The organism is Alcaligenes parafaecalis (assembly GCF_026344135.1).
In the GTDB taxonomy this organism is placed as follows: domain Bacteria; phylum Pseudomonadota; class Gammaproteobacteria; order Burkholderiales; family Burkholderiaceae_B; genus Alcaligenes; species Alcaligenes parafaecalis.
The window spans coordinates 126,007-138,156 of the sequence record NZ_JAPKNA010000002.1 but is presented as its reverse complement, the minus strand read 5'-3'; the positions used below and the strand labels follow the sequence as shown (position 1 = coordinate 138,156).

The 12,150-nt window shown below is 55.9% G+C and carries 12 protein-coding genes; 4 read left to right on the top strand and 8 right to left on the bottom strand.

Annotated features, from left to right (window positions below):
• Positions 1-73: 73 nt before the first annotated feature.
• The 4 genes from fabG to OSH09_RS07565 form a co-directional block, all read right to left on the bottom strand.
• Complete coding sequence (gene fabG / locus OSH09_RS07580; RefSeq protein WP_125277169.1) at positions 74-814, bottom strand: 3-oxoacyl-ACP reductase FabG; 741 nt, start codon at positions 812-814, stop codon at positions 74-76.
• 263 nt (positions 815-1,077) lie between these two features.
• Positions 1,078-2,019: a pirin family protein gene (locus OSH09_RS07575; protein ID WP_266120621.1), complete on the bottom strand. Its 942-nt coding sequence runs from the start codon at positions 2,017-2,019 to the stop codon at positions 1,078-1,080.
• A 93-nt stretch (positions 2,020-2,112) separates the two neighbouring features.
• Positions 2,113-2,739 (bottom strand): isochorismate family cysteine hydrolase YcaC, encoded by a 627-nt coding sequence (gene ycaC / locus OSH09_RS07570; RefSeq protein WP_207872510.1) that lies wholly within the window; start codon positions 2,737-2,739, stop codon positions 2,113-2,115.
• A gap of 153 nt (positions 2,740-2,892) precedes the next feature.
• A complete protein-coding gene (locus OSH09_RS07565; RefSeq protein ID WP_266120620.1) occupies positions 2,893-3,771 on the bottom strand; it encodes a pirin family protein in 879 nt (292 codons plus the stop codon).
• Positions 3,772-3,879: 108 nt separating this feature from the next.
• Here OSH09_RS07565 and OSH09_RS07560 point away from each other — a divergent pair, with 108 nt between their 5' ends.
• Positions 3,880-4,785, top strand: a complete 906-nt coding sequence (locus OSH09_RS07560; RefSeq protein WP_222669086.1) for a LysR family transcriptional regulator — start codon at positions 3,880-3,882, stop codon at positions 4,783-4,785.
• Between the two features lie 166 nt (positions 4,786-4,951).
• On the opposite strand, the gene OSH09_RS07555 is transcribed toward OSH09_RS07560, so the two are convergent.
• Positions 4,952-5,149 carry a CsbD family protein gene (locus OSH09_RS07555; RefSeq protein WP_009456875.1) on the bottom strand — a complete coding sequence of 66 codons (198 nt, stop codon included), beginning with the start codon at positions 5,147-5,149 and terminating at the stop codon, positions 4,952-4,954.
• 53 nt (positions 5,150-5,202) lie between these two features.
• Positions 5,203-5,547 (bottom strand): BON domain-containing protein, encoded by a 345-nt coding sequence (locus OSH09_RS07550; protein ID WP_207872514.1) that lies wholly within the window; start codon positions 5,545-5,547, stop codon positions 5,203-5,205.
• Positions 5,548-6,026: 479 nt separating this feature from the next.
• Here OSH09_RS07550 and OSH09_RS07545 point away from each other — a divergent pair, with 479 nt between their 5' ends.
• Positions 6,027-6,326, top strand: a complete 300-nt coding sequence (locus OSH09_RS07545) for a hypothetical protein (RefSeq protein WP_266120619.1) — start codon at positions 6,027-6,029, stop codon at positions 6,324-6,326.
• On the opposite strand, the gene OSH09_RS07540 is transcribed toward OSH09_RS07545, so the two are convergent.
• Both OSH09_RS07540 and OSH09_RS07535 read right to left on the bottom strand, forming a co-directional pair.
• Positions 6,314-8,131 carry an NAD(P)/FAD-dependent oxidoreductase gene (locus tag OSH09_RS07540; protein WP_266120618.1) on the bottom strand — a complete coding sequence of 606 codons (1,818 nt, stop codon included), beginning with the start codon at positions 8,129-8,131 and terminating at the stop codon, positions 6,314-6,316. The two genes, OSH09_RS07545 and OSH09_RS07540, sit on opposite strands and share 13 nt — an antisense overlap.
• A gap of 158 nt (positions 8,132-8,289) precedes the next feature.
• Complete coding sequence (locus tag OSH09_RS07535; RefSeq protein ID WP_266120617.1) at positions 8,290-10,245, bottom strand: sigma-54-dependent Fis family transcriptional regulator; 1,956 nt, start codon at positions 10,243-10,245, stop codon at positions 8,290-8,292.
• 241 nt (positions 10,246-10,486) lie between these two features.
• Between OSH09_RS07535 and OSH09_RS07530 the strand changes: the two genes are divergently transcribed.
• Positions 10,487-11,035, top strand: coding sequence for an RNA polymerase sigma factor (locus tag OSH09_RS07530; RefSeq protein ID WP_266120616.1), 549 nt, complete (start codon positions 10,487-10,489; stop codon positions 11,033-11,035).
• Positions 11,032-12,066, top strand: coding sequence for a FecR family protein (locus OSH09_RS07525; protein WP_266120615.1), 1,035 nt, complete (start codon positions 11,032-11,034; stop codon positions 12,064-12,066). Before OSH09_RS07530 ends, OSH09_RS07525 begins: the two co-directional genes overlap by 4 nt.
• The last annotated feature ends 84 nt before the right edge of the window (positions 12,067-12,150 follow it).

The following is a 12,150-nucleotide window of genomic DNA, read 5'->3' as shown; positions in this document are numbered from 1 at the left end:
CCAGTATCCATCATTACTAAATAGAAGCTACCAACTAAAGGCTACGAACGATTCAATCCTTATCTACGCGGCATTAAACCGTCAAACCACCCGACACTTCCAGGGTGGTGCCATTGATGAAACTGGCTTCATCCGAGGCCAGAAACGCATACACATTGGCGATTTCTTCAGGCTTGCCCATGCGGCGCAACCAGCAATGATCGCGAAAGCCTTGCAGCACTTTTTCCGGGATGGTTTTCAGAATATCGGTCTCGATAAAACCGGGACAGACGGCATTGACGCGAATCCCTTTGGGGCCCAATTCTCTGGCCCAGGTTTTGGTAAAACCGATGACACCAAACTTGCTGGCCGCGTAATTGGTTTGACCATAATTACCGTACAGGCCCACCACGCTGGAGGCATTCAGAATAGAACCGCTCTCCTGCTCCAGCATCACCGCGGCCACGGCCTGGGTGAAGTTGAAAACCGCTTTCAGGTTCACATCAATCACATCGTCAAATTGCTGCTCGGTCATGCGGACCAGCTTGGCGTCTTTGGTGATCCCGGCATTGTTCACCAGCACATCAATGCGGCCAAACTTTTGCTTCACATCCGCTACCATGGCATCAATCTGCGCACGGTCCGTCACATCCACGGTGTAGCCCACAGCGGTCACGCCATTGCCACTTAAAGACTGCGCTGCTTGATTGACGGCATCCGCATTACGATCACACAACACCACAATCGCCCCTTCCTGGGCAAACTTCCTGGCCGTTGCCAAACCAATACCCGCTGCCGATCCGGTAACAACCGCCACTTTATCTTTCAATCGCATTCCAGCTACCTTTTAAAAATCGCTCAACGCTGTCGTGCAAACACAGGTTTTTACAGCACCCAAACAGGCCATTGCCTGCTAGCTCGTTCACACCAGCACACTGTTTTGTACTCCGATCACTGGCAGACCGCCAGTCAAGGTAGGCAAATTTCGTCCAAAAACAATGGCCCCAAAAGTGGCCATTCAGGCAAAGCATCAGCAGCACAATCAACGCAAGCAGAACGGGTTCGGGCTCAACACCCGTGCCGATCTAAAAACAGAAATCAGGCTGTTTCCCAAGGCAAATCAGGGGCCAGCAAAGGGTCGCCGTCATAGCCTTGCACCACACCAAAACGATCATGGGCCGCACGCCAATCGTGTTGAGCCTGGGTGATGACGTCCTTGTTTTGAGCAACAAAGTTCCACCACAGAACCAGCTCATCGGTATAAGGCTCGCCGCCCAGCAAAATGACTCGGCTGCCCGCGCTTAATTCCAGCGACAACTGCGTCAAACCACGGCCTACATAGGCCAGTTCATTGGCTTGAAACTGCTCGGTGCCAATGCCCACGGTGCCTTGCACCACCAGAAACCCATATTCAAACTCAGGCTTCAGACTCAGCGTAATCTGCCCTGCCTTCACACTATTCAAATCCATACCCACCAACGGCGAATACAGCTTGCTGGGTGCCTGCTGATCACCATAAGTACCCGCCAGCAAGGTGAACTCACATTCGCCCTCACACCAACGCGGCAAGTCCGGATGATGGTCAAAAGCCGGTTCACAGGCGGCGTCCTTGGCGGGCAAGGCAATCCACAGTTGAACCGCATGCAGCTTGTCTTCGCCGGGCAAGGATTCTTCGGTATGGCTGATGCCACGCCCCGCCGTCATCAAATTCACCTGGCCGGGTTTGATCACCTGCACATGGCCCAAACTATCGCGGTGCAACACCTCGCCCTGAATCATCCAGGTAAAAGTCTGCAAACCAATATGCGGATGCGGCCCGACGCGCAGACCAGGGCCGGAAGTGAACACGGCTGGTCCGGCGTGATCCAGAAAACACCAGGCTCCCACCGTACGTCGCTGCGAGGACGGCAAGATGCGGCTAACCTGAATGCCCCCACCCACTTGTGCACTGCGTGAGGTCACGCGCTGGATCTGTTTGTCGCCATTTTGGTCTTCAGGACAATCAAAGGATACGGAGACTTCGGAACTGAGGGTGCTCATGGGTCAAACTCCAAAAATGCGTGTAGCAGGGGCATGGCTTAAGGCCAGCAAAAAGCGCTGCTCACCATCATGAGCAGCGCTGCGCCAAGGCGCTTACTTACCGGAAGTGAACTTGGTGTGGCTGTTGATCAGGTTGCGGTAGTCAGGGATGTGGTTGGAGAACAAAGCACCCAAACCTTCCACGTCGTTACGCCAGTCGCGGTGCAGCTCGCACGCCACGCCGAACCAGGTCATCAATTGCGCACCGGCGGCAGACATACGATCCCACGCCGAATGACGGGTGAACTCGTTGAACGTGCCGGAAGCATCGGTGACCACAAACACGTCAAAACCTTCTTCCAGAGCCGACAAGGCAGGGAAAGCCACGCACACCTCGGTTACCACGCCAGCAATAATCAACTGCTTCTTGCCCGTTGCTTTGATGGCTTTAACGAAGTCCTCGTTGTCCCATGCATTGATCTGGCCAGGGCGAGCAATGTAAGGAGCGTCCGGAAAGGTTTCTTTCAGCTCGGGAACCAAAGGACCATTAGGGCCTTCTTCAAAGCTGGTGGTCAGAATCGTGGGCAAGTTGAAGTACTTGGCCAGATCCGCCAGCGCCAGCACATTGTTCTTGAACTTGTCGGGATCAATATCGCGTACCAGAGACAGCAGCCCGGTTTGGTGATCTACCAGTAGTACAGCGGCTTGGTCTTTGTCCAGTCGTTTGTAAGGCGTCGTCATCTCAGTTTTCCTTAACGGTGATTGAAAGAGGTGGGTGCAAAACTGCACCCGGTACAGCAGCAGCGCTGGGGGGTATTAGCGCTGCGAATCAACTTTGCGGAACATGTCAGCTTGGATGAAGAGGGCAGGCCTAGCTCCCCTCTTCCACTTGCTTTACGAGGCCGGTGTGGGTGCCATGGCACCGAAGCGACCACTATTGAAGTCATCCATAGCCTGCAAGATCTCTTGCTTGCTATTCATGACAAAAGGACCGTGACCCACAATGGGCTCATCAATCGGTTGACCACTGATCAGCAGAACCACGGCATCGTTATTGGCCTCGACACTGAACTGGCTACCTGCCCGGTCCAGCACCACCAACTGCCCTTCACGTGCCACGCTTTGGCCATTGACCAGCACCGTGCCTTGCAGCACCACCAAAGCAGCGGTCCAGCCATCTGGGCTTTCCAGCTCGGCAATCCCACCCTGATTCAGACGCATGTCCCATACATTCATGGGAGTGAAGGTCTTGGCAGGGCCAGCGGCTCCGTCCCTTTCTCCAGCGATCACACGCACCATGCCAGCGGCATCAGGCAGTGCGACCACAGGAATTTGCTGGTCGGTAATGGCCTGGTAGCCAGCGGGGGCTCCTTTGTCCTTGGCAGGCAGGTTTACCCACAGTTGCACCATCTCCAGCGTGCCGCCCGAACGGGCAAAAGCGTCGGAGTGGTACTCCTCGTGCAAGATGCCCGAACCGGCCGTCATCCACTGCACATCGCCGGGGCCAATGGTGCCGCCCTGGCCGGTGGAGTCGTGATGCGACACTTCGCCCTTGTAGACGATGGTGACGGTCTCAAAACCCCGGTGTGGATGCTGACCGACACCGCGCTTGTTGTTGCTAGGTGCAAACTCGGCAGGCCCGGCGTAATCCATCAGCAGGAAGGGGCTCAACTGTTTTGCGTGTGTGTGGTACGAAAACAGGGAGCGAACGGGGAAGCCGTCGCCCACCCAGTGAGGACGGGGAGCGCTATAGATACCAAGAATTTTCTTCATGTCCATCTCCTTGTTTCAACATAAGAGACAGAATAAACTCGGGACGACAACACCAGTAGCCCCCTAAATCTGCCATCTCTGTTCCATTTATGGAACGATAAAAACGCCATGCAAGATTTAAACGACTTGTACTTCTATGTTCAGATTGTGGACCACGGTGGCTTCGCGCCAGCGGGCCGCGCCCTGGGGCTGCCCAAATCCACCTTGAGCCGCAGGCTGGCTGCACTGGAAGAACGCCTGGGGGTACGGCTGATCCAGCGCTCCACCCGACGTTTTACCGTCACGGAAATTGGCCAGACCTATTACGAGCACTGCAAAGCCATGCTGGTCGAGGCGGAAGCGGCTCAGGCCGCCATTGAGCTGACCCGTGCCGAACCACGTGGTGTCGTGCGCATCAGTTGCCCAATTACCTTACTGAACGCGCATGTCAGTAATATGTTGGCCGGTTTCATGGTCAGCTATCCGCATGTGACGGTGCAACTGGATGCCACCAACCGGCGAGTGGACCTGATTGGTGAGGCTCTGGACATTGCCATTCGCGTGCGCCCTCCACCGCTACAAGACAGCGATCTGGTGATGCGAGTTCTGTCTGACCGCAGCCAATGCCTGATTGCCAGCCCAGCGCTAATTGAACAGCATGGCATGCCCGGCTCGCCCGCTGATCTGGCGGACTACCCCAGCCTGGGACTGGGCCTGCCACAGCAAAGCCATACCTGGACCTTGTTCGGCCCGGACGGCGCACAAGCCCTGCTGCATCACACGCCCCGGCTGATTACCACCGATATGACTGCATTACGCGCTGCAGCGCTGGCTGGTGTAGGGGTGGTCCAGTTACCTACCTTGGTGGTGTGCGATCAACTGGCCGAGGGTTCGCTGGTCAAACTGATTCCCGACTGGGCACCCCGGCGCGAAATTATTCATGCGGTGTTTTCATCCCGCCGGGGGCAGATGCCCGCTGTGCGAGCACTGCTGGATTATCTGGTCGAGCGCTATCAGGAAATGGACGAGGACTGATGGCGTGCCTTGCCGCTAGCCATGACATTCCGCCCAGCAAGGACTTGAAAGACGAATAAAACCGCCCTGCTTACGTAATTTCCCCCCAGCGCTTGGACCTTGATCCACGTGCTGAGGGGAAATGATGCAGGGCGTTCTTTCAGGCCGAATCAATCAGCCTGGAACATCAAGCGCCGCCGTTGAAATCGCGCACTTGCTTTTCAGCTTCTTCACGCGCAATACCGTAGCGCTCCTGGATTTTGCCGACCAGATATTCGGTATTGCCTTCCGCAACATCAATATCATCATTTGTCAGCTTGCCCCATTTGGCCTGAATTTTACCGGACAACTGCTTCCATTTACCTTTGATCGTATCTTCATTCATAGTCGTACTCCTGATTTAAAAGGAATTCAAAACATGGATTGAAACCAGATCACTTATTCCGGCTTTACTTTCAATCCCGACGAATCAACTTTCACAACACCTTTAACGCTTTCCGTTGCGGCAACTGCTTTCTTTTGTTCAATTTCGCTGGGCACGGTACCGGTCAATGTTGCAACACCGTTATTGGTCTCAACAGAGATATCCGTGCTCTTCAGATCCTTGGTGCTGGCCAGATCAGCCTTGATCTTGGTGGTGATCCAGGTGTCGCTGACGGCTTCGCCGGTCGTGGCAGAATGATCTTGATTGACACCGGCCTCATTGGCCATTGCGCCGCTTTGCAGACCGAAACTCAAGGCCGTAGCCATTAATACACTGGATAGGATGGCAGATTTTTTCATCGACTTTCTCCAATATCAGAAAAGGAAATTTTTAATTTAAAAATAACCTTGTCCCTGTTATTAAAAGGAGTCCACTTCAATCAACAAAGATTTCGTTGTTTTCAATGGATGAGTCCACCGTAACATTTACGATTTAGTCGGAAACTACAAAATGCTACGAGCGTTTTCCTGATACTAATTTTTTATTTATTTTTATAAGGCTCGTTTTTTACCCCAATCTGCATCACATTTTCAGGGCTGATTCAGACACCGCAGCACAAGCCTGCCAATATGGCGGCAACAGGCATGAGTACTGGGTTTCAGAAGATAGATCGGACAGACCATCAAGGGCTGTCAGGGCCTCTGGCAAGCCAAGAGATAGCGAGCCAATTCGGTACGTATCCGCTAGGGGACAGTCCTAGTGCTCCAGATACATCAAGTAAAAATATAAGCGGGCTTCTTGGCCAGTCTTACTCGTGCTCCACCGCAAGAGCACTTCCTTGAAGCTGACGGCCTTTGACGGACAAGGTGTAATCGCCCAGCTCAAAACCATGTTTGCGGCACAAAGCCTCTACCGCCTAGGTGATTTGCCCGCAATGGTGCACGTCGAGATCCTGCATACGCCGCAAAACGGTGTAAATAGTCGAGATCACAATGCAAAAACTGCGACGAATCAGACAGCGCTTGATCTGCTCATCGCCACAGCAGGCACGATGTGGATGAAATCAAGCAAAAACGGAGCGAGACTTGACCCCCAAGCCTCGCCCCGTTTCACAGCGACATATCATCAACGCAGATGATGTACCTCTTGCGTTCCGTACACCTGCACCGGCAAACCAGCCTGACGCGCTTTAAGCTGCAAGGCCAAGTACTGAGAGTAATGACGCGACTGATGCAGATTCCCACCGTGAAACCAGAGATTAGGCTGCTGAGTCGGTTTCCACATATTGCGTTGCTCGCCTTCCCACGGTCCCGGATCTTTAAGGGTCTCCGATCCCAGGCCCCAGCACTTGCCAACCCGGTCAGCCATTTCCTGACCCGCCAGATCGGCTACCCAACCGTTCATGGAACCGTAGCCTGTGGCGTACACCACCAGATCAGCAGGCAGTTCGGTGCCGTCCGTCAGCACCACCGCGTCCTCGGTCAGATGACTGATATCGGTGCGCGACTTCAATTTGATGCTGCCGTCGATAATCAGCTCGCAAGCGCCTACGTCGATGTAATAACCGGAAGCACGACGCAGATATTTCATGAATAAGCCGGAGCCATCATCACCCCAATCCAGCATGAAACCGGCTGCTTCCAATTTGCTGTAGAAATCTGCATCACGTTCGCGGATCTTGTCGTACACAGGGATCTGGAAGTCCGCCATGATGCGATACGGCAAGGAGGCAAACAGCAGGTCTGCCTTGCGTGTGGTGACGCCCGACGCCAAAGCACGCTCCGAGTACAAATCACCCAGACCGATCTCCATCAAGGAGTCGGATCGCACAATATGCGTGGACGAACGCTGCACCATCGTGACGTCCGCGCCCGCTTCCCAAAGGGCGGCGCAGATATCGTGAGCCGAGTTGTTGGCACCGATCACCACCACTTTCTTGCCCGCGTAGGCCTCCGGGCCAGGATGTTGTGAGGAGTGCTGTTGCTCGCCCTTGAACACATTCTGTCCCTTCATGGTGGGCACATTCGCCTTGCCAGACATGCCGGTCGCAAAGACCAGTTGTTGAGGCCGCAGGGTCATGGGTTTGCCATCGCGCTCAATCTCTACTTCCCAGGTCTGGCTGGCCTCGTCGTAGCGCACCTTCTTGCAAATAGTGCTGCTCCAATAGTTCAGCTCCATCACCTTGACGTACATTTCCAGCCAATCCCCGATCTTGTCCTTGGGTGCAAAGACCGGCCAATTGTCAGGAAACGGCATGTAAGGCAGGTGGTCGTACCAGACAGGGTCATGCAGACACAGCGACTTGTAGCGCTTGCGCCAGCTATCGCCGGGACGGGCATGCTGGTCAATGATCAGGCTAGGCACATTCAACTGCCGCAGGCGCGCACCCAGTGCAATACCACCCTGCCCACCACCGATCACCAGCACATAGGGCTGCTCCGTGGTGCCCAGCTCCGCCTGCTCTTGCTGACGACGCTCCTGCCAGGTCTGGCGACCCCGCCGGATGCCATGCTCGGCCCCCATAGGGCGACGTACGCCCAAGGGCTCCTCATGGCCCTTCAGTTCGGACATGGTGGTCAGGAACGTCCAGATCTTCCCGTTCTTCAAGCGGATGTGCCCATAGCCACGCGCCACATCGGTTTCAACACGAAACCAGCCTTCCACCAAGCCCTGCCCATCATCACTGACGGGCTCGGCGCTATCGCGCTCAAACTTGGCGGAGCGAGCGGCCTGCTCTTGCTGCGTCAGCATGTCCCGTATCTGATCGCGCCCTTCCATGGTGCGCAGGTTCCAGGTGAACATGACCAGATCGCGCCAATAACTGTCCTCAGCAAACAAGGCGGCTGCATCGTCTGGGGCATTGCTGACAAGCGCATGAGTCAACTGTTCAAGAACCGTATCCAACTGTCGTGCAGACGGCTGCAGTTGCTGCTGTGTTGGCATGATTTGTCTCCATATCGTTTTAATGTTGCGCCGGACTTTTACTGTCCAGCTATGGAGTACATAGCAAACATCATGCCAAGCCGTGATGGGCTTGTTTTAACGGGGTATCGCGTCTTTCTGGGCGACGAAACTGTGCCAGGTGTGGCACAGGTGGCGCATCAGGTGTCGCAGCCTGTGTCACCTACACTAGGCAACCTATGTGTCACACCCGCGCGTTTGATATGCCTGTGCAAGGTAGAACGGCTAATCCCGAGCTGCCGCGCTGCGGCACTGACATTGCCACCACATGCTTGCAAGGTCTGCTGCCAGGACAATTCCCCAGTCCTGCCCAGCATCGTCTTGCCAGGCAAACTGGCAGGACGCAAACCACGCAAGGTTTCCGGCAAATCGTGCACTTCCACGCATGAACCTTCGGCCAAGGCCAGAGCCAAGACCAGCGCATTATCCAGCTCACGCAGATTGCCCGGCCAGTCATACGCATGCAAGGCTTGCCAGGCTTCTGGAGACAGGCCCGGCACATCACCCTCTACCCGACGTCGACGCAGTATCTGCTGCACCAGCCATTCCACGTCCGTACGTTCACGCAAAGCAGGCAAGGTCAGGACCGCCGCATTCAGGCGATACAGCAAATCAGCACGAAAACGGCCTTGCTCAACCAGCGCCGTCAAATCATGGTGGCTGGCTGAAATCACCCGTATATCGACACGCTTGCCCGTGCGCGCACCCAAGGGCATCACTTCGGACTCGGCCAGCACGCGCAGCAGACGGCTCTGCAACGCCAGCGGCATGTCTCCTATCTCGTCCAGGAACAAGGTGCCGCCATCGGCCGCTTCAATCAAACCTGTGCGACCGCGTGCCGCACCCCCGGTATAGGTTCCGGCCAGATAACCAAACAGCTCGCTTTCAATCAGGCTTTCGGGCAAAGCAGCACAATTCAGCGCTACAAACTCCCCCCGACGGCCACTTGCCGCATGAATGGCACGCGCCAAATATTCCTTGCCCGATCCCGTCTCGCCCTGCAGCAGCACTGGCATTTCCCGCGTCGCCAGCCTTGCCGCCTTCAGCAACATGGACTGCATGGCGGCATCCGTTCCCGCCAAGCCGCGCAGCGCTTGTGGCAGCGCGGCATCCACCGCCGCCCCGTCCATCCCCACAGAACGGCTTGTTAAAACACGTCTGGGTTCAATGGCATGGGCAAACAGCACGCTGCCATCACGCGCCATCACCACCCGTTCCTGCGTCGGGCGATAACGCATCAGCGTCGGTAACTGATCAACTTCCAGATGCAGAAAACGCATCAGACTCTGCCCCAGCAAACCAGCGGGATTCCGCCAGTCCACCCCTGCCGCCCGCGCCAGAATACGCGCGCCGGTATGCGTCATGCCTTTGATGCGGCCGGAGCCATCAATCGCAATCGCTGCCTCGGGATCAATATCCAGAAACTCGGGCGATTGGGATAAACACAGAATCCATTCCTGCCGATGGCAGGCCATCAAATTGGCCAGCTCAATACGCCGGGTCGCCGCATTGGCCAGGTGCAAGGCCAAACCTTGGCTGGCCTTGGCTTCCGGTGACTGCAGCAAAGACAAATCCAGCACCGCCGCCAGCTCGCCGTCATAGTGATAGATAGGCGCCGCCGTACACGACAAGGGCGCATGCATGTGGTCGAAATGGTCGCCCTGATGAATGGTCAAGGCCTCGCCCGTATGCAGACACGTCCCTACCGCGCACGTACCCGCCCGTTCTTCAGACCATTCCGAGCCCATATAAAGCCCCGCCTGCCGCAGCGCATCCCGCTGGCCATCAGAGCCCAGAAAATCAACGGTCACACCCTTGTTGTCAGACAGCAAAAGGACGTAGTTAAGCCCTGATACCTGCTGATAAAGGCGTTCCAGCCCGGAGCGCGCAATATTGATCAGGGCCTCGGACTGCTGACGATGCTCGCGCAACTGGGAGTCCGGCACGATGTAGGCCTCGCAGGCCTGGGCAGGATCAAGACGGTGATGCTCGATACACCGCCGCCAGCTATGAATGACAGCCTGATCGCGCCGTGACAGGTTTCCCTGCCAAACAGCCGTAATCTCCTGAACATGTGCCACATGTGAAGACTGCATATCTGCGCTCATCCCGAAAACAGGCCACCCCCGGACGGGCGCGGCCTATCTTCCAGTGTGCCGCCACGCTTAGGTGCCGTACATGGAGGTTTTCCTTGAGATGCGGTGCAGCACACAAAGTCAGGACGAGCGCACAGCTCTTCGTATCCCGCCAGACACATTCCGAAAGGATTTCGGACATGGGAATGAGAATTATTGCTAATATGAGCCCTTCCCTGTTCCTACACCTTGTCTCATTGTCATGTCCCGCCCACCGCCATTTATCAAAGGCTGGCTCGCTCACTACAGCGGGTTGATCGGGACATGGGCCAAGAGAAATTCCTTATCTTGCGATGCGGAAGATGCGGCCCAGGAATCGGCGCTGCAGTTTCTGAGCAAAGGCTCCGAAGCGGTTCTGAACCCCAAGGCCTACTTGATACGTTCAGCGCATAATCGCCTGATTAATGAGGTCAAACGGCAGTCCCGCGCCAATCTGGTGTCGTTGGAAGAGCTGGCAGAGGACGATCACCCGTTATTGGCAGATCCGGAAGCCCATCTGCATGTCTGCGATCTGGCCCGTTCCCTGGAAAATGCCCTGGCCCAGCTACCGCTGAAAAAGCGCCAGGTCTTTATTTACCACCGGCTGGAAGGCTATACCCACGCTGAAATCGCCCAAAAAATGGGGCTGGCTCTCAATACTGTCGAACGGTATGTGATCGATGCCACCCGTCATATTCGTAGCCAATTGCACAGCTTTTGCCCTCCCGATTCCGGGCTCATCGAGAAGGCTGGCAAGCCTATAATCCCATGAGATTATTTGGCGCCCCCTTGTCGGACTTTGATCCCGTGAAAGACCCCCACCATCCTCCCACCGAGCAAGATCCCTGCGATGCAGCGTCGTTCTGGCTCGCACGTGAAAAATCGGGAAGCATGGATGAAGCCGAACGCCAGCAACTGCAAGCCTGGCTGAACGCCAGCCCGGAGCACCTGCTGGAATACAAACGAGCCCAAGGGATCTGGAATGCCATCAGCCTGGTCTCCAGCGAGCGTTTACGCAAACTGGCGCAGGAACCCGCCCCTCCCAGCCCCGGTTTTCTGCAACGCCGTGGTCTGTTGATTGGGGCTGGTGCCGCCTGCACTGCTGCTATTAGCGGCGGCGTAGCCTTGTCCTGGTTTCATCAGGGCGAAGCGCTTTATGAGCAGAAATTTGCCACTCGTCAGGGCGAGCGCGAGCAAGTCTCTTTACCCGATGGCTCCATCATTGAGCTGAATACCGCCACAGCCTTGCACGTGCAGTTGTTTGAACATAGCCGCGTGGTCACCCTGAGCGCCGGGGAAGCCTCTTTCACTGTTGCCAGCGATACGCAGCGCCCCTTTCTGGTGGATGCGGGCGACACCTCTGTACGCGTCACGGGGACTCGTTTTGGTGTGCGTCGTGACGATGCGCAAGTACGAGTCGTGGTGGAATCAGGCTCGGTACAAGTCAAACACGGTCCCTGGTGGAGTCGCAGCACTGCTGCACTGACCGCCAAGCAAGGTGTCAGCGCCCAAGCAGATAAGGATCTGATGAGGATGGGTGACAGCGATGTCGCCTCCCTGATGGCCTGGACGCAAGGTCGATTGCTGTTTAGCGATACACCTTTGAGCGAGGCTATCAGCGAGATCAACCGCTACGCCCCCAAGCCTGTCCGTACGAACCGCCAGGAACTGCAAGGGCTGCATATTGCCGGTGCATTCAGCACCGATGACACAGCCGGGTTTCTGGAGTTGCTACCCGAGATTGTTCCGGTAACGGTCAGCTATTTGCGAGACGGAACGCCTGTGGTGGCGCGGCGTAGATAAGGCCCAAAGCCGAAAAGAAACAATTAGTTTCAAATGCGAGCCGGATTGTTATCCGGTTTTGGTTCGCTTGCTTTGTCTTTATCC